The sequence below is a fragment of the Methanobrevibacter sp. genome (genome assembly GCF_015062985.1).
Classification (GTDB): domain Archaea; phylum Methanobacteriota; class Methanobacteria; order Methanobacteriales; family Methanobacteriaceae; genus Methanocatella.
The window spans coordinates 26,680-45,631 of the sequence record NZ_SUTI01000002.1; the positions used below are offsets into that span (position 1 = coordinate 26,680).

At 33.5% G+C, this 18,952-nt stretch carries 17 protein-coding genes; 2 read left to right on the forward strand and 15 right to left on the reverse strand.

The features are described 5' to 3' along the window. Positions 1-8 precede the first annotated feature (8 nt). The 5 genes from E7Z77_RS01065 to E7Z77_RS01085 form a co-directional block, all read right to left on the reverse strand. Positions 9-710 carry a ribosome assembly factor SBDS gene (locus tag E7Z77_RS01065; protein WP_292749235.1) on the reverse strand — a complete coding sequence of 234 codons (702 nt, stop codon included), beginning with the start codon at positions 708-710 and terminating at the stop codon, positions 9-11. Positions 711-743: 33 nt separating this feature from the next. Beyond that, a complete protein-coding gene (gene psmA / locus E7Z77_RS01070; protein ID WP_292749237.1) occupies positions 744-1,517 on the reverse strand; it encodes an archaeal proteasome endopeptidase complex subunit alpha in 774 nt (257 codons plus the stop codon). A 214-nt stretch (positions 1,518-1,731) separates the two neighbouring features. Beyond that, positions 1,732-2,088 (reverse strand): Rpp14/Pop5 family protein, encoded by a 357-nt coding sequence (locus E7Z77_RS01075; RefSeq protein WP_292749238.1) that lies wholly within the window; start codon positions 2,086-2,088, stop codon positions 1,732-1,734. Next, positions 2,078-2,788 carry a ribonuclease P protein component 3 gene (rnp3, locus tag E7Z77_RS01080; protein WP_292749240.1) on the reverse strand — a complete coding sequence of 237 codons (711 nt, stop codon included), beginning with the start codon at positions 2,786-2,788 and terminating at the stop codon, positions 2,078-2,080. The genes E7Z77_RS01075 and rnp3 overlap by 11 nt, the downstream gene beginning before the upstream one ends. 56 nt (positions 2,789-2,844) lie before the next feature. Continuing rightward, entirely contained in the window at positions 2,845-3,450 is a 606-nt protein-coding gene (locus E7Z77_RS01085; RefSeq protein WP_292749242.1) for a zinc ribbon domain-containing protein, read from the reverse strand. Between the two features lie 162 nt (positions 3,451-3,612). Here E7Z77_RS01085 and E7Z77_RS01090 point away from each other — a divergent pair, with 162 nt between their 5' ends. Next, positions 3,613-3,906, forward strand: coding sequence for a winged helix-turn-helix domain-containing protein (locus tag E7Z77_RS01090; RefSeq protein WP_292749244.1), 294 nt, complete (start codon positions 3,613-3,615; stop codon positions 3,904-3,906). Here E7Z77_RS01090 and E7Z77_RS01095 read toward each other — a convergent pair. The 9 genes from E7Z77_RS01095 to E7Z77_RS01135 form a co-directional block, all read right to left on the reverse strand. After that, positions 3,903-4,880 carry a zinc ribbon domain-containing protein gene (locus E7Z77_RS01095; protein ID WP_292749246.1) on the reverse strand — a complete coding sequence of 326 codons (978 nt, stop codon included), beginning with the start codon at positions 4,878-4,880 and terminating at the stop codon, positions 3,903-3,905. The genes E7Z77_RS01090 and E7Z77_RS01095 overlap by 4 nt on opposite strands. An 8-nt stretch (positions 4,881-4,888) precedes the next feature. After that, positions 4,889-5,776, reverse strand: a complete 888-nt coding sequence (locus tag E7Z77_RS01100; protein WP_292749248.1) for a zinc ribbon domain-containing protein — start codon at positions 5,774-5,776, stop codon at positions 4,889-4,891. 5 nt (positions 5,777-5,781) lie between these two features. After that, positions 5,782-8,046: a DHH family phosphoesterase gene (locus tag E7Z77_RS01105; RefSeq protein ID WP_292749250.1), complete on the reverse strand. Its 2,265-nt coding sequence runs from the start codon at positions 8,044-8,046 to the stop codon at positions 5,782-5,784. Positions 8,047-8,062: 16 nt separating this feature from the next. After that, positions 8,063-8,578, reverse strand: coding sequence for a hypothetical protein (locus E7Z77_RS01110; protein WP_292749252.1), 516 nt, complete (start codon positions 8,576-8,578; stop codon positions 8,063-8,065). A gap of 88 nt (positions 8,579-8,666) precedes the next feature. Beyond that, the gene (locus E7Z77_RS01115) at positions 8,667-9,032 is read right to left on the reverse strand and encodes a desulfoferrodoxin family protein (protein ID WP_292749254.1); all 366 of its coding nucleotides are present in this window, start codon (positions 9,030-9,032) and stop codon (positions 8,667-8,669) included. A gap of 56 nt (positions 9,033-9,088) precedes the next feature. Beyond that, positions 9,089-9,460 (reverse strand): Fe-S cluster assembly scaffold protein NifU, encoded by a 372-nt coding sequence (gene nifU / locus E7Z77_RS01120; RefSeq protein WP_292749257.1) that lies wholly within the window; start codon positions 9,458-9,460, stop codon positions 9,089-9,091. 2 nt (positions 9,461-9,462) lie between these two features. Beyond that, positions 9,463-10,671 carry a cysteine desulfurase NifS gene (nifS, locus tag E7Z77_RS01125; RefSeq protein WP_292749259.1) on the reverse strand — a complete coding sequence of 403 codons (1,209 nt, stop codon included), beginning with the start codon at positions 10,669-10,671 and terminating at the stop codon, positions 9,463-9,465. A gap of 68 nt (positions 10,672-10,739) precedes the next feature. Beyond that, positions 10,740-12,035, reverse strand: a complete 1,296-nt coding sequence (locus E7Z77_RS01130; protein WP_292749260.1) for an O-acetylhomoserine aminocarboxypropyltransferase/cysteine synthase family protein — start codon at positions 12,033-12,035, stop codon at positions 10,740-10,742. Between the two features lie 223 nt (positions 12,036-12,258). Next, positions 12,259-12,855: a DALR domain-containing protein gene (locus E7Z77_RS01135; protein ID WP_292749262.1), complete on the reverse strand. Its 597-nt coding sequence runs from the start codon at positions 12,853-12,855 to the stop codon at positions 12,259-12,261. Between the two features lie 184 nt (positions 12,856-13,039). On the opposite strand from E7Z77_RS01135, the gene E7Z77_RS01140 reads away from it, so the two are divergent. Further along, positions 13,040-13,333 carry a hypothetical protein gene (locus E7Z77_RS01140; RefSeq protein ID WP_292749264.1) on the forward strand — a complete coding sequence of 98 codons (294 nt, stop codon included), beginning with the start codon at positions 13,040-13,042 and terminating at the stop codon, positions 13,331-13,333. A gap of 516 nt (positions 13,334-13,849) precedes the next feature. Here E7Z77_RS01140 and E7Z77_RS01145 read toward each other — a convergent pair. Continuing rightward, the gene (locus E7Z77_RS01145) at positions 13,850-18,928 is read right to left on the reverse strand and encodes a chitobiase/beta-hexosaminidase C-terminal domain-containing protein (RefSeq protein WP_292749266.1); all 5,079 of its coding nucleotides are present in this window, start codon (positions 18,926-18,928) and stop codon (positions 13,850-13,852) included. Between the last annotated feature and the right edge of the window lie 24 nt (positions 18,929-18,952).

The following is an 18,952-nucleotide window of genomic DNA, read 5'->3' on the forward strand; positions in this document are numbered from 1 at the left end:
AACTTAAATTATTTAATAATCCTAGTTTCCGCTTCTCCACTTGAAATATCAGCCATTTTAGCATTGAAAGAATTTTGAAGACCACCAGGCATCTCTATAATACCAATCCAGGAACCGTCTTGCTGCCATTCTTCATTTATAATTTCACCAAAACCATGAATAACAGAATAAGCACTTCCAGCAGCCGCTCCAGGGAGTCTTACAGCTATCTTAACTTTCTCAAACCGGATAGGAATTAACGGTTTGATGGCTTTTAACGCGGATTGTGCTTGCTGATCAACTGATGTGAAAGGGTCAAACTTAACCTTTGCTTCATCGCATGCATTTTCAATTCTTTGAACTGGATGAGGCAAACCATTTTGAGGATTAATCGCTTCTTTAGCAATTTTATTAATAACCAATTTTCGTTTGTCCTCCTGCATTTTTCTTTTTTGGTCTGCAGTTAATTGAACAGTTCCCTTTTCAAGTATAATCTTAGAAACTTCGATAGGATCAGTAGTTTCAAAAATTTTATTCATAGATTCATCAGAAGCCTTATCTCCTTTTTTAGAATCTTTAAAAATTTCTTCAACAGCTAAAAGATCTTCAATGGCAACATCTGGACCATCAGGATTCCTATAATCAGCTGCTAAATCAGGATCAACCAATATTTCAAAGTGTTCACCAGAATATTCATATTTAGCGATGATAGCTTCATCAACATTTACCATTGAAACATCCCCTAACTAATAATTTGAGAAGAATTATTCATCAAACTCTTCTTCAGAATCCTCTTCAGATTCTTCCTCTTCCTCTTCGACAAGCACTTCATCAATATATTTTTGAACTTCATCTTGAGGGAGTTTTTCATATTTTTCATCTTCAATTTTGATTACTGCAATTTCAACATTTTTTGAAGTGGTTTCATGATCTGTTGCACCATTAATGGCAGTTAAAGCCAAACCGATGGCATCTTCTAAAGTCAAGTCATCCTTATAGTTTTCTTCAAAAATTTCCATAGCAGCAGACCTTCCTGAACCGATAGCAGTTGCTTTGTATTCAATTAATGCACCACTTGGGTCAGTTTCGAATAATTTGCATTTGCCATTGTATACTCCACCGATAATCAATGCAGAACCGAACGGCCTTACACCACCATTTTGAGTGTATAACTGCAGCATGTCACATAGTTTTTTTGATAGACTAGTAACACGAATTGGTTCACTATAAGTTATTTTATTTATCTGTGCTTCAACTCTTGCCCTTTCTACCAATGCTCTTGCATCAGCAACGAGACCTGAAGTAGCGGCCCCGATATGTTCATCTATCTTGAATATTTTTTCAATAGATGATGCTTCAACTAAACTAGAAGTAGTTCTTTTGTCAACAGCTAAAACAATACCTTCGGAACTTTTTACACCAATAGATGTAGTTCCTCTTTTAACAGCTTCTCTTGCATATTCTACTTGGAAAAGTCTTCCATCTGGGCTAAATACAGTAATTGCCCTATCATATCCAGCATTTTGTAAAGGTTGCATAATAATACCTCACATTTTAATAACTAATTTATAAATTTCAAATTCGACTGCGTAAAAAAATAAAACCAAATCTCCATGAAAAGGCAAATTTAAATTTTAATTACTAAATCTTAGAAATTAAAATGATTTTTTATTCTTTTTTCCATAAATCCAATTGATATTTATATTAATATATTATTTATAAAGTTTTCTATTTTATAATAACAAAAAGTAATTAAATGAATTTTTCTGATGCCTTGATGGTACCTGAAAGGCCGATTGTGGTCATGGAAATCCTGCCGCCATTATACATGTTTGACAATGCAAATGATGTCCTGACCTCATCAACAAAACCTCTTTGACATCTTACGATTGCCTTATAACTATAATAATCATCCTCGTTTTCCATTTCAAAAAATTTCATAACCCATAAATCAAAATCAGCGGTTTTAAGTTCTCCCTGGAAACGGATGCATGCATCCCACATGATTGTAACAAGATTATCCTTGGAGATTATTGATTCGCTTTTGATTTCAACAGTCAGATACCTGTAGTTTTTCCTGAGTGTAGGAGGCAATACCTTAAGCTTCATCATCAACCCTCCGAACTCCCTTAAATATCATCTGATGCCTGTTTTCATTGAATTCCAGAATCTCTCCTGCGGTTTCAAAGGACCTTGAAATTTCAGCATCACTCAAGCCAGTCTGTCTGAAAAAACTGGTGAAATCCTGGGTTGTCCTGATGTCAAAAACGGATTCTGCTCTTGACGATAAAACCAATGGAAAATCAAATTTTCTGTATAATGTATAGATATCCTTAAAATTAGAGAGCACTTTTGCCCTGGGGGACAAATAGCTTCTTAAAATGTCTTTAAAGCATAATTCTATTGCAACATTATTCTTTAACGCCTCTTTTGCAAGAACATGGTTCAATCCACTGTCATATCTTCTCAAATAAGGCCTTGACAAAACATCAATTCTGATATTTTCCAAAACCGCACGATTAACCTTCAAGTCCCCGCCGACAACACTTATGCATGAAGATTTTTTTCTGAATTTATTGGAAACCTTTCTTATTTCATTAATGTTTGTTGAATCAATTTCCAATGTATAATCAAAAGAAATCACATTTTCCAGGCTGTTTTCCAATTCATCTTTAAAATCAAGCGCATGTGAGAAATCATTTTGATTGTATGAAAAATTAATATGGCTCCAACCATATTTAGCAGCTTCGTCAGCTATTTTAATATTGTTTTCCAAGCCGCTTCCTTTAATGTTTAAATCAAAAAACATAGTAGATACTTTATTATTTTACATATTAATAATTTTTTAAAAAAAAAAATGGGAAATTATTGGTATCTGTAAAAAGTAACTTCCCAACTTACAGTTTCATAATATTCAATTGTAAATGTTTGAGGTGACGAAGAAGTGTATGAGAATGAATCAGATCTTGTTTCAACAGCACTTGATGAACCCCAATCGACACCACCGGACTTTCCATTTGAACCTGTAACATACAAATGATTTGTAGCATAGTTCTTTATTGGAAATGCTGAAAGATCCACTCTTATTTCACCTGCAGGAACTTCAATTACCTGTGAACCAGAACCTGAACCTGAATAACTGCCTATGGCTACCCATGACTTGGATGGGGATGACTGGGATGAAACAGTTTTTGTTGAGGATGACTCACCACTGGATTCCTGTGAAGAATCGACTTCAGAGGTAGCGTTTTTCTGTTCGACCTTATCATCACTAGAATTGGTTGCCAGTGAGGAATAAGCCAGGATTCCGACCAAAAGCAAGATGATTATAATTAACGCAATAATAATATATTTCATGCTATTTGAATTTTGGGATGTATTGTCGTTAACTACAACATTCAATGAACTTCCACATTTAGTGCAAAATTTTGCCTCATCTTTATTTTCAAAACCACATTTTTCACATTTCATAAAAACTCATGCCTAAATGAATAGTTATGTTATATTATGTGTAAACATGCATAATAAATTATTGGTAAATTTATACAAACCAAAAAAGTGTCTAAAATAAGTGTATCTAAATAATAAGATGTTATAAAACATTTTATAGTATAAATTATATAATAGTTAATTATGGTAAAAGAAAACGATGAACTTTTGAAACTAACATCCTATGTTCAAATTTCTAAATACCGAGAAAAAACATTGAAATCAATTGGTGATGAAGTTAAAATACCTACTAATATTGCGAAGGACAGTGGTATCAGAACTAATCATATTTCAAAAGTTCTAAGTGAACTAAAAAGCAAAGACATTGTAGAATGCATTAACGAGGAAGCCCGTAAAGGAAGGCTTTACCGTTTGACCGACACAGGAAAAGATGTGTTAGAAACTATTAAAGACAAAGAGGAGAAGGAAAGTAACTAATCTATTTCTATACCTTCTTTAATAATTTCTAATTCCTGGCGAACTTCAAAACTGGATGCTTCAATAAAAACATCCTGCAAAACCCTTAATATTGTACTATTTTTAAAACTCAAAGGAAAACAATCATCTGTTTCTATAAATATTGAATCATAATTAGGATCTTTTAAATCTATTTTATACTGTACTTTGATTTCCTCCCGGAGGTCTTCATCAATATACTTTTCCAAATAGACGACCAACTCATTTGCAAATGTGTTTCCGTACTTCTTCATGGTATAAATGGATTCCTCATCCATTTTGGCATTTTCAACCAGGATTTTGAAAGACCCGTAATTCTGATAGCCATATGGAATAAATCTCCCTTCAACAGTGTGTGCACAGTATTCATTCATTATTTCAAATTCAGGCAATGTTAAAAAGTACCATACGAAACTTTGTAGAGTGGATGAAGTTTCAACATCAAATATCTTGCATAACCACAATTCTATTATATTAAACAGAAGATAATGAGCCAATTCGTGAATGATTGTGGCTATCTGAACTGAATCATCCAACCGGTCATCGTAATGAATGGAATTTCCCAAAAATATGAATCCCCTTTCATATCCTCTTGATTTGGGATAACAATGTGTAAATATGCTTGCAAAATTTAAAATCTTATCTTTTATTGTATCTCCACGCATATCAAAATATTCTGCCCTCAAAAACACTTCCTGCAATAATTTATTATACTCTTCATTGCTGATAGTGGCATTTAACAACAGATTTTGATTGTATTCTGTGAATAAATCATCAAAATCATCAATGGATATGGGATTAATTTGTTTCCCGCATTTTATGCAGTATGTAGCGTAATCAGAATTGATTTCATTGCAGTGCGGGCAGAAATGTACAGTTATCATCCTATTTCCGCAATGAATGCAATAATTATTTTCTTTAAGATTGTAAGTTCCACAGATATCGCATAATTTCAACAAAACCACTACCTGAACATGCCTTTAATATTTTTTATAGTACTGTTAAATGAATTTTTTAGCAAAATTGTATTCTTGATATTTTTACCGCACTTGTGACAAAAATCAGTATCCCAATCAAGAATTTCACCACAGGAACAGAGTATTCTTGATTTTACTACTCTTTGAGGATTCAATGGCCTTCGACAATTCTGACAAAATTTAGAATCAATCGGATTTTTATGTCCGCAAACGCATGCAATCAAAAAATTCTCTTTCTTTAAGCTTTCTCCACATTCTATGCAAAAACTGGAGGAAATTTCATTTATGGTGGCGCATGTGCATAATATTGATACTTCCCTTAAAAAGCCATAGTTATACAGCGGACGCCCACAGTTTTTACAGTATTGGGAAAGCTTTTCGTTTTCAGCGCCGCATATGCAGAAAATAGGATCCTTGAATTCCAAACTGAAATTGCTGTAATTATCATTTGTATTCTGCACCTCTTCATGGAGTTGCTTGCCGCACATTTCACAAAATGCATTTTCTCTAGAATTAACTGCGCCGCATTCGCATAATACATTGTCCATTGAAAATACTGGTTTGGATTTATTTTTCAAAATACGGGCCAATTTGCTTTCAGTTCGTTTAGCACCGCACATATAACAATATTCATTATTTGCATCATTCAAATATCCGCAGGAGCAGATTTCATATTTGAAATCATTTCTTTTACTTTCTATATACGGTGAAAAGTCAATGTCAAAATTAAAAAATCCTATATTGTGTATTGGAAATGTGAAAATATGAACATCATCATTTGAAACATATCCTGTTTTGCATCCGCAATTGCCACAGTAAGGCTCATTCGGAAGTATTCTATGACCACATTTCCTGCAATAATTCTCAGAAAGCATATCTCTTAAAACTCTTTAGACAATGATTGTATCTCTTCAACAACTTTATATAATACTTCACTGCCCAATCCCTCAATATATTTAATGGAACCTGCGCATTCATGGCCTCCACCGTCAACACCTGCCTGAGGAACTTTTTGAGAGATTATGGCCACAATATCATTAACATTAAATCCGTACTGCTCATTTACCGCATCAGTTGCTCTAAATACACCGAAATCAGGACCATGACCTAATGTTACAATAGGCTTTTCTTCCCCCAACTCCTTAATTATCCTATCATGAACAAATCCGCAAGTTTTGCCCGGTGCTGGGAATGTGAATTTATGTGCGTATTTTTCAACATCAATTAGATTGAAATAGATACCGTTGCTCAGTTGGGTCTTTTTGATGTTTGGAAGAGCTGCCTTGAGCTGTGTATCCACTCTTTTTTGATATTCCTTATATAATGCATCTATCATTTTTTCATGCTTGTCCAAGTTATCTACAGCAAGGATGGTGTCCATTATTCCTCTTCCGTTCATAAATCTTAAAAAGTATGCTTCAAAATCAACGCATTCAGCTATTTTTGCCAAATGCTCTTTTGCAAATCCTTTTTCAGATGCCAATTCAAGGTACTGGTAAACTTCACCGCATTCGGCGCGGTCACCTAATGCTGCAACTGCCGGCAAATGCATAATCAATTCCTTAATGTTCGGATTTATGAGATGTGCAACTTCACTGGCCAAAGCTCCAGCGGTCAATTGTGAATCTCCACCTACCAGATAAGGATTTACATGAGTATCCACGTATTCATCAACTGCGACTGTTGCGCCATATATTTCGCCATCCCTTTCGTCCTTGGTAATCAATTCACCAGGGTAGTGATGGTCAATCACAACGACTTCAATGTCATAAATCTTGGCCTGCATCAGGGCAACAATGTCCTCTTCGGTTGATCCGTTGTCCAAAAGAACAATAAGGGGCAGCTTTTGACCGTGCCTTTCCTGGTCTTCAAGAGCAAAGGATAAATCCTTAACTACATCTTCAAGCTCATAAAATGGAGCTTTACTTGGAGACCTTTTAAAATAATAATATTGAGCGTCATTGCTTGGGTTAACCTTTTCTATCAATGGAATAATAGCCTTTTCCATTGCAACTCCCGAACAGATTCCATCCGCATCATTGTGATGTCTGATTAAAATTGTCCTGCCGTCAAGGATTGCCCTTCTTATCTTTTTGGCGGCTTCCCTCATCTTAGGTTTAAGCCTATTTAAAACATCACTTTTGACCAAGAAATCGACATGTTGAGGTTCAGCCTTTTTGTTTAATGCATCATCTATCAATTTATGTAGCTTGCGAGTATTTTCTTCACCAAGTTTCATCATTGATGATGACTCAATCTGTGTTTTTCCACCATGTTCGTTCACTTCACCTAAAACCTGGACTGCATCGCCAAGTTCAATTTCAGGATAGGACCTCTCACCTGCCTTATCAAATGCGGCAATTTCAGTAGTTCCTGTCTCATCGCTGATTATGAATATTGTAGGTCCTGAAGTCTGTTGAATCTGCTGGACTTCACCATCGATTCTGACAATCTTTCCCTTGTTTTTCTCAAGCTGATCGATTAAAGTTCTTGGAAGTGATTTGGTTAATCTTTTAAGGTTATATGATTCAACATAAGCTGGGGCGAAATCAATTTTGCCTTCTCTGGATTTGATTGATGTGATGAATACTATTACCTCTTCACCGACATGATATTCTGACATGTCACCCCTCATCAATCCCCAAACATTATTGTTTAGAGAAACAAAAGCACCATATCTTTCAATTCTTGTAATTTTACCTTTATATAACTTGTTTTTATCCATGTCCTTCATCTGACATAAGGAATCTAAAACATAAACATCTCTTGCAGATTTTTGGCGAGCTTCAAATTCATCATATTTCATTTTCTCAACCTTTCTCTTTTCTTCACAATCTTCACAAACATCTAATTTTTCGTCAATTAATTTTCCGCAATCTCTGCATACATTGATTTGACCTGTTCCATGGCAATGAGGGCATTCTTCAAAAACTTCCACCTGCCCCTTACCGTTACATACTTCGCATGGAATATCCTCTTCTCCACCCAAATCAAATTTTGCTCTTGCATTGCTGTTAACACCTTTAAAATGATTACTGATATCAAATGCATCCTCTTCAAAGCCTGTTCCTCCACAGGCGTCGCATTCCTTATAGTCCACAACTACTGAACCAATACCATTACATTTTGGACATTTAGTCTTCAAATTTAAAACCTCTTGTTTATATGAATGAATCTTGCTTGAATAATTTCGGATTATCATTAACTATAGAATCTCTTTGATTTTGATACTGAAGGGCCTCATAAATCAGTTCATTAGCTTCACCAGCATAAGATGTTCCTGTTGAATTTGAATTAACTTTAAAACATTCAATTGCTTCTTTTAACTTATCAACAGCTCTAAGTTTGAGATGCAATTCATTAATTACAGTATCAATATACTTAGTTTGAACATCATTTATATCCGATGAATAATTGCCTTTAATATCCCTCAATTTATTCAAACTATTATTGAAACTATCCCCTGCCGAATTTGCTTTGGCCATTGCCTCATTGAATTTCCTTTCATTTACAAGATCAACGGCATCATTATAATCCTTGTCACCACTGACAATCAAATCACTGATTTCCGGCATGGTTTTGTTCATACTATCTACAGAGCTATCAATCAGTACAATAGCTGCTGAAATAAAAATCAGAACAATTATAAAAATTATTAATTTGCTATAGCTAGACACGATAATATTTGTGTAAAAAGATGTTATTAAAATTTTTCATGAACAAAAAAATAAATAAAAAAAAGAAGTTTAAAAATTACTTTTAAACTTATTCGCTGGACCAAAGGCCATGTAAGTTACAGAATGCTAATGCTTTTACATCATCAGCTGCGTTTACAGTGAAAGTTGCTTCTGCAACATCACCTGGTTTGAAACATTTAGCGTATTGTTCATTTCCAGCTTCAACAATAACAAATTGGATGTAGTGGTCATCATCCATTGGGTGTGCTGCTTCACCGACTTTTACGGTTACTTTGTCACCATCGATTTCAACTACAGGTTTGTGTTTAGGTGATTTTTCACCTTCAGTTTGTTGTGGGAATTCAAACATGTGGTCGGAGCATACTTTTTCATCTCCATCAGCCAACACTTGAATAACACTTGCGCAATCGTCGCATTTTAATATTTTTGCCATAAAAATACATCTCCTTTTTTAGGTAATAAATATATTAACCTTCAAAGTATTTATTACTATTGATTTGTTTCATAATAATTTTCAATGGCAGCTTGAAGCCCGTCGGCTGCAAGATTTGAACAGTGCATTTTAATTGGTGGAAGACCATCCAATTCTTCTGCAACATCATTTCTGGAAATTTGTAAAGCTTCCTCCAATGTTTTGCCTACTGCAATTTCAGTAATCATACTGCTTGTTGCAATAGCTGCCCCACATCCGAATGTCTGAAATGAGATGTCCTGAATTACGTCATCCTCAACTTTTATGTAGATTGTCATCAAATCACCGCAAGTCGGGTTTCCGACTGTTCCGACACCGTTTGCATCTTCCATCATTCTACAGTTTCTTGGGTTTGCAAAATGATCCATTACCTTTTCTGAATAATCCATAATTAACACATCCTACAATCATCACCATGCTTATTACACATTACTCCTTCATAATCAAGTTCTTGATTCCAAAGAGGAGACATTTCTCTTAATCTTGAAACTGCATTTGAAAGAGTTTCTACAAATTCATCAACATCAAATTTATCACTTTCCGGAGCAAGTGAAATTCTTAAGGAACCATGCACATCAACAGGGTCAAGGCCTAATGCTGTTAGAACCGGAGACGCTTCCAGCTTATTGGATGAACATGCTGAACCGGTTGAAGCCTGATAACCTTTAGCATCAAGTAAAAGAATCAATGATTCACCTTCAATTGCCTTGAATCTAAAGTTAACGAGATTTGGAAGTCTCTGCTCCATATCACCATTTACATAAGCTGCCGGAATGGTATTCAATACCTTTTCAATTAGCTCATCCCTTATTGATGATAATTTTTCATAATGCTCATCAAGTTGACTGTAAGCCAATTCGCATGCTTTTCCAAATCCGACAATTCCTGCAACGTTTTCAGTACCTGCCCTGATGCCTCTTTCCTGACCTCCACCATGTATAAGCGGAACAAGGCGGGTTCCTTTTTTAATGTATAATGCTCCAACACCTTTAGGACCATTAATTTTATGGGATGATAAAGAAAGCATGTCCACATTCAACTTTTCAACATCAACAGGGATTTTACCGAAAGTCTGAACGGCATCAGTGTGGAATTTAATGCCTTTTTCACGTGCGATTTTACCAATTTCCTCAATCGGCTGAATAGTGCCAATTTCGTTATTACCGTGCATTATAGTAATCAAAATTGTGTCGGGAGTAATTGCTTCTATTAAATCTTCAACCTTGATAATACCGTTTTCATAAACTGGCAAATAGGTAACCTTAAAGTCCAATGATTCCAAAAACTTTAAAGTTTCATTTACGGCGGGGTGCTCGAATTCTGTTGTGATTATATGTTTTCCTTGATTAAGGAATTTAAAGGCAATTCCTTTAATGGCAAGATTATCAGATTCTGATCCCCCGCCTGTAAAAATAATTTCTTCAGGCTTTGCATTAATTGCATCAGCTACTCTTTGACGAGCCTGATTTAATGCATTTTTTGATTCGCGACCAAATTTATAAAGAGTGGATGGATTTCCAAACACTTCTGTGAAATATGGTTTCATCTCTTCAAAAACTTCCTCGCTAACTTGTGTTGTTGCTGAGTTATCTAAATACATTCTTTATCCCCCAATTGTCTTTTAATTTATTATACAAAATAATTTTAGTGAGTAAAGGGTTACTTTACTCAGATACTGTCTAAAGCTTGACTTAAATCATCAATTAAATCATTAACATCCTCAAGACCAATAGAAAGCCTGATGAAGTCAGGTGTTACACCGGTAGCTTCCTGCTCTTCCGGAGTCAACTGTTGGTGGGTTGTGCTTGCCGGGTGGATTGCGAGGCTTTTTGCATCACCGATATTTGCAAGAATTGAGAACAATTCCAATTTTTCGATTACTTTTCTTCCGGCTTCCTCTCCGCCTTCTACACCAAATCCTAAAATGCCTGCAAAGTTGTCCTTGAGGTATTTTTTATTGATTTCGTAAGTCGGGTGTGACTCCAATCCAGGATAGTTTACCCATTTTACTTTAGGATGTGATTCCAAAAATTTGGCTACTTTCAAAGCGTTTTCGGAGTGTCTTTTTACACGAACATCCAAGCTTTCAAGTCCTTGCAAGAAAAGGAAACTGTGCACAGGAGCCAATGTTGCTCCAAGGTCCCTTAAAAGTCTTGCCCTTATTCTTACGGTAAATGCAAGATTTCCAAGTTCAGGAACATCACCGAATGAATCCCAGAATACTATACCATGGTAACTTGGATCAGGTTTGGTGAAGTTTGCAAACTTGCCGTTTCCCCAGTTGAATTTACCTGAATCGACAATGTATCCTCCGACTGCAGTACCGTGACCACCGACATATTTTGTTGCGGATGCCGCAATTACATCAGCGCCATGTTCCAATGGCCTTACCAATCCTACACCCACAGTGTTGTCCACAATCAATGGAATGTCATGGGAGTGTGCTATTTCCGCCAATGCTTCAAAGTCAGGCACGTCAAGTTTAGGGTTTCCGATGGACTCCACATAGATTGCCTTGGTCTTTTCGTCAATAGCATTTTCAAAAGCTTCCAAGTCCTGAGAGTCAACGAACTTGACTTCACGAGCCAGATCTTTAAAAGTGTAATTGAATAATTGGTAAGTTCCACCGTAAAGGTTGTCTGCTGAAACGATGTTGTCTCCAGGTTCGGTTACATTCAAGATTGCATATGAAATTGCTGCAAGACCACTTGATGTTGAAATACCGGAGTTACCGCCTTCGATAGCAGCAATCCTTGCTTCAAATACATCACTGGTAGGGTTAGTTAATCTGGAGTAAATTTGTCCAAATTCTTGAAGGGCGAATCTTCTTGCAGCCTCGTCAGAGTCTTTAAATACATATGAAGTAGTTTGATAAATAGGAACCGCTTGTGCCCCTGTCGCGGGGTCGGGAGTTTGTCCTGCTCGTACACCTAATGTTGCTAATCCATAATTTTTATTTGTCATTAAATATCACCTTTATAATTGAATTTTAGTAAAATATATCACGTGTTATATTTACTATATAACAATAGTTATTATTAATATATAAAGGTTTTGGTATGCCTAAATATTGTGTAAAAAATAGATTATAACTTACGTTATACAATTATAACATATGTTATCATAGTATATAAAGATTATTATTCCTCATTGAAAAAAATTAAAAAAAAAGAGGAGAAAAGATCTCCTAATCGTTTATCTCATAACCTAAAGCTTGTAGGTTATCTCGAATCTTATCTGACAAATCATACTGTTTGTTAGCTCTAAGTTCAGATCTTACTTCAGAAATCAAATTGAGTAAATCATCAGAACCTGCATTGACCTCTTCAACTTCAAAGCTAACGCCGAATATATGGGAAGCATCATCAAGGAATGCCTTAATAGCTATCTTATCTTCAGCACTTAAATTATCCAATTCATTTTTGGAATCATTAATTAATCCAAAAATAGCTGCAATAGCCTTTGGAGTGTTGAAGTCATCATCCATACTGTCAAAGAATTCCTTCTTCCATTTATCCAACACTTCATAGTCAGATTCAAATTCTTCTGTAACTTCAACATCTAAAAGTTCATAGTACTTTCTGATTCTGTCTAAACTTTTAGCGGACTGGTGAAGTGAATCTTTAGAAAAGTCAATCGGACTTCTGTAGTGGGTTGACAAAACAAAGAACCTGAAAGTTTCTGCCTCATAATCATTAAGCAAATCACGGATTGTGATAAAGTTATTTAAGGATTTTGACATTTTCTCTCCGTTAACATGTTTTGAATATTTCCATGAAAACATTCACTCCAAACCGAGTCTATGGTGGAAATTTAATGCACTCATGGACTGGTAGGATAGCATGGTCTCCTGTATGTGTTAACATCCACAGTTGAAGTAAGAATTCTAAATCCTAAGATTAAAGTAGCTCAATCTATTTATTATCTTTCTTTTAGATAATCCCATCACATACCATATTAATATTGCAATGAAACTTAGTATTATGTATTTAATCCCAGCATTATTTGTTGAAAATATATCCCAAAGAATTGAAAGAATTGATAAATCTGAATTAAATAATATCCTTAAACAAATTTCAGAGACGATAAACGAAATCAAGGTTGGGAAAATGATTATAGAAAAATATGAAAACGTAACCAACCTAGTGTTATATTCTAAATATAAACTATCAAATTCTAGGCATATACACGTAAAAACAAACATTATAAAAAATGGAAAAAAATCTAAATATTTATTTGTATTGCAATATATGGATAATTAACAGGCAAATGATAAATATTGCAATATAAATTATGAATGAAATAATTATTAAACGATTAATTCTTTCTTTAAAATTCATTTACATATCACCCATAAATGAAGTTTATTCTCCCTAATAGATTCTAGTTTTGAATTATTCATCAAAAATCATTCGTTTAAACTTAATTATTTATTGCCTGCTTAAACATATAATATTTATAGTAACACTACCTATTAAAAAAATACCCTGCAAGATTCAATTATGAAAAAGGACAGTAGGAGTACAATAAATTTAATACTCACAGATCCATACCATACCCATTCTTTATGATATTCATCACAATATTTCCTATATACACTTATAAGGAAGTCCGTATAGAAATAAAAACCTAAAAGAATGCAAATTAAAAGTCCAAATTGTCTTAAAACTAAAGATATGCAAAAAATTATAGCAAAAATTAAAAAATATCCAATAAATGCCTTTTTCATTAAATTATTTCTCTTATCTTTAAAAGTCATTATATCATTACCCTAAAAATTAGTTTGGAAAAATATGATTAATAATAATATCAAAGTATATGTCCTCAAAAAAACTCAAAAGAAACCATACAGATTCGCTTCCAGTTCCATAATACATAGTATTTATTATAGATTCAATGGTTCCGAATTTTACTATGGCCTTTGAACCCTGACGGACAACACCACCTTGATATTCTGCATAATCTAATAAAAATTTACCAAAACCTTCATTCACAGATTTTTTAGTAATAAATGTTGTACTCCCATCATACAACATAATTTTACCCAATCTTCCAGCAGTTTTATCCAAGAAAGATGCAGGGCCTGCAGCAGGAATCATAGAAGTCACTACATCAAATGTAAAATGAGCCGCTCGGTTATAGTTCCAACCTCTGTTTAAATCATCAGCAAAATAAGTAGTAACAATTCCAGCACCTATTAACAATCCAGCACCAATTCCTATCCCCCACCCTATAGGATTAGAAACTAATAACAAACCCACACCAACAGTAACAGCAGTACTACCAATCAAACCTAAACTAAAATCATCAACACCATCTAAAAAACCAAAAGTATCATTAAGACCTCTATTAATACCATCCTCAATACTATCAATAAAATTTGAACTACCATTTAAAAAATCAACAAAACTTTCCATAAATTCCTCAAAAAACATATTAAAACAATCATCAAAAACCCCTAAAAATAAGCCTAATGAATAAGCCCATTCTGTTTGCTGATCATAATAACAATAAGAACCTTGCCCCACATTAAACATAAGATCACTAAAAATACCAGTATCCAACTCAAACACTAACACTCTTCTATTAGTACCATTTTCCCGAATAACCAACAAATTATCCTCTAAAAAGAACTCTAACCCAGGACCATCTAACAAAAGATTAGCCAAACCCATAGTAACAGAACCATAAGGACTATTATCTGGGAATAAAGATTTCATCACCCAATATTCAATTTGAGAAAACATTGAAGTCACAACAAACCTAAAAGCACGAACATCCACATCATCACCATAAACATCCATACCAAAACGAAAATCAGACCTACCACTTAAAACAGTAACATTACAATTATCATAAACACTAACACAAATAGGGCTTGACCTATCCCAGCTAACATTAAACTTATCAGCAGAAATATCCGCAACTTTATCAATACAATAATAAGTTAAAAAACCATTTAAAAAACTACCATAACAAGCCTTCATAAAACCATCATAAACCAAACTTCCATTAGTATATGTTTTATTTTTTTCATTTAACCAATAAACTAAATCTTCATCACTTAATTTATCACAAACGAAAGTGAATGTTAAAAAACCGTCATAATCGGAATTAACAAGATGTCCCCTATTAAATCCATCAGCATAAGTGATATTATTCTGAGCATATTGGAAACAAGTAACATTATAGTTTGAAACAGTTTCATCTAAATGAGTATAAGCTCCATTGATATAAGTTATATCTGTATAAGCATAAATGTTATTTCCCATGAATTCCAGTTCAAAATCATCAACATTATAACGTTTGGCAACATCACCAGGATAATCAAAATTAAGCATCAACATATCTTGAAACAAATCATGACAATCTCTAACAAAATTCAACTCACCCATAGACAAATTAAAATAATTACCAATTAACTCAAGCAAAACATCCTCTTTACTAACATTAAAATAATCCAAAACATGACTAAAAACCATAGGAACATAAATACCCTCACTAAACTGACTATGAAGCTGATCCAAATCAAAAATATCAAAATCCAACGCATTACACACATCAATATCAGAACGAATCTTAGAATACTCATTATACAAACAATCATTATACATATGAACCGCATTTAAAACATTATCACAAACACCACTTTTTTTACAATAAACATAATATGAACTCATAACTTCAAACCGCTTCACAATCTCCCCATCAACAACTAAGTTTATTTGTGAAGTGAAATTATCTAATGACCGATAAATTAAACTAAACCAACTAACAGACCCATTTAAAGGAAAATTATAACTAAAGTCTAAACCACTGCCATTACACAAAGCAGTGCTCACAACATGCAAATTAACCTCAGCAATCTTATTCACACGTACACTATTGCTGTCCAAAGCAAAACGGGTGAAAAAGGTTGTGCAATTCTCATCCAAATTCACACTCATCATGTATTTTGATTTACCATTAACAATTGTTGAATTAAAACTTTCAAAATCACTGTAAAAATTCACTGAAATCCCATCAGGCACAAAACCAATATTAGACAAATCTTCACCACGTATATTACATGTCAAATCAGCAATAACTTCAACTGAATAGATAATACCGTTTTCCACATGATAAGAACCAATATAAGTGTTAATAGTGATGAAACCTTCTAAAACAATATCCAACTGTCTCGTATACATAATGTTAATCCTAGGAACTCTAGAACCCCACCAATTATTAGATAAATCAACATGACTATATCTAGATACAAAAACACCTTGAAGTTTATTATTCTTCCAAACACCATTATAAATATAATTCAAATAAAAAGTATTAGATAAGTAAGGAGAATCAATATAAACTAAATAAAAATTTAGATTATCACTAATCCAATTACTATAAAATAGATTATCACCAGAATTATTTAAAACCAAACCGCAACTAATATTATTTCCATAAAAAGTATTATTAAAACTATCAATGAGATAAAACTTATTTTCACCTCTGATAGTATAATTATTCTTTAAAAAACTATTATTCAAAAATACACAATTAGTAGAATTAAACAAATAATTACCTGATGTTGAATTAATCATACAATCTGAAAAAAGAATACCTGCTGTATTGGTTATATGAAATACAGAACCCCCAGTATTTCTTAAATTGCACCATGTTATTACAGAGTTACTTCCAGCAATATTCAAGATTGAACCATTTAATGCAGTTAAATTTGAATTAATCAAATTGAAATTATCCCCAACAATCACTAATATGGAATTTAGATTACAGCTATAAATAGAAACATTATTTTCTAAAACAAATATATTACCTTTAATCTGTGAGTTATTGTTTCCAATCAATGTGATAGTCTTGTTTATTGTCAAATTTTCCTCAAAAACCCCATCTGAAACTTCAATTACATCATCCTGTATCGTTAAAGGATCACTAATTGCATCAGATATCCTAGAATATGTTTTACCATTATTTAAATTACAAACATTTTCACCAATGAAATAATAAATGCTAATTACTTCACTAATATGATTAAAAGAATCTCTAGCAAAAAAACGCAGATTAGTGTTATCCTGAATGAAAATTGGATTTTGATAAATTTCACTATTTAATGTAGGATTCTCCCCATCAGTTGTGTAATATATCATAGGATTTTCATCGAAAAAATCAACACTTGTTAAATTCACAGTTATATCTTCTGAGTATATTCCTGATCCATGACTCGCCCAACATATCGGAGCAGACCCATCAATTAAATAGTTAACAGTTAATATACTACTATTTTGATTTTGATAAGAAGAAAAATATTTGATAGACCAATTTCCACTTGTTAAGTTAAAGCAAACATAATTATTATCATAAGCCCAATGAATACCCCCATCAAAACTATAATAAATAATATAATCCTGTGCATACCCACTAAAATTAACTAATAAATAATCACTATCATAAAAACCACTAAAAAGATTAATAGTAGGCGGTAAAATTCCATTTATAGTTACAGTTATTTGTACCGTTTCAACTGATGGAATGTATCCTATTTGTGTGAATGATATTGTTGCATTATATAAACCCGGCCAAAGGTTGATTTCAACATTTGCACTACCATCACCATTACTAATTCGAGAACAATTTTGTCCGTTAATGTTGAAATCCATGGTTTTATTAACTAAAGGATTATCGTTTATGTCTTTTAAGTAAGCATATAACCCAAAGTTATCTCCATATTCCATAATAAGGTTGCTTGCAACAATGGTAGTAGGCATCTCATTAACCACAACAAAAACCGTTTTACTTGAAGAAACATAACCAATACCCTCAAATGTAATATAAATCGTATAATTACCAGGCCTTGCAAAAATACCAAAACCCACACGACCATTACTATTAGAAACACGAGTATAATCATGCCCAACCAAATTAAAAACAATAGTCTTATTAACCAAAGGACTATTATACACATCCCTCAAATCAACCGCCAAAGCAGAACCATCACGATAAAACATAACCAAATCACTAGCAAACAAACCAGTAGGCATCTCATTAACCGTTACATACACCGTTTTACTTGAAGAAACATAACCAATACCCTCAAATGTAATATAAATCGTATAATTACCAGGCCTTGCAAAAATACCAAAACCCACACGACCATTACTATTAGAAACACGAGTATAATCATGCCCAACCAAATTAAAAACAATAGTCTTATTAACCAAAGGACTATTATACACATCCCTCAAATCAACCGCCAAAGCAGAACCATCACGATAAAACATAACCAAATCACTAGCAAACAAACCAGTAGGCATCTCATTAACCGTTACATACACCGTTTTACTTGAAGAAGCATATCCTGTTTCCTGGAATGTGATGTTAACTGTATAATTGCCTGGTCTTGCATAAATTCCCATTGCAACACGACCAATACCATTCGTAATGCGAATATAATTTTGACCAGCAAAAATATAAATCACAGTCTTATTAACTAAGGGATTATCGTTGCTATCTTTTAAAGTAGCATATACAACAGAACCATCACGATAATACATTTCCAAATCAAAAGCAGTAATAGTAGTTTGGATAAGGGATAATGGAGAATCACCCCCTCCCCTGTCATCCAATGATGAATTCAAATACTCACTATCATTTTTTAAATCTTCTGCAGAATAATTAAAGTCATCGTCTGAAATATTATTAAAATTAGATGAATATTCATCTATAACTTCAAACTCATTATTGAGAAAACTATCATTTAAAGGTTCAAAACTAGAGTTATCATCAGCTGCAGAAACAGAACCTAAAACTAAAAAAAATAAAAACGCTACAAGAACAGAAAACTTATATGCATCCATTGAAAAAAAAACCTCCAGCAATAC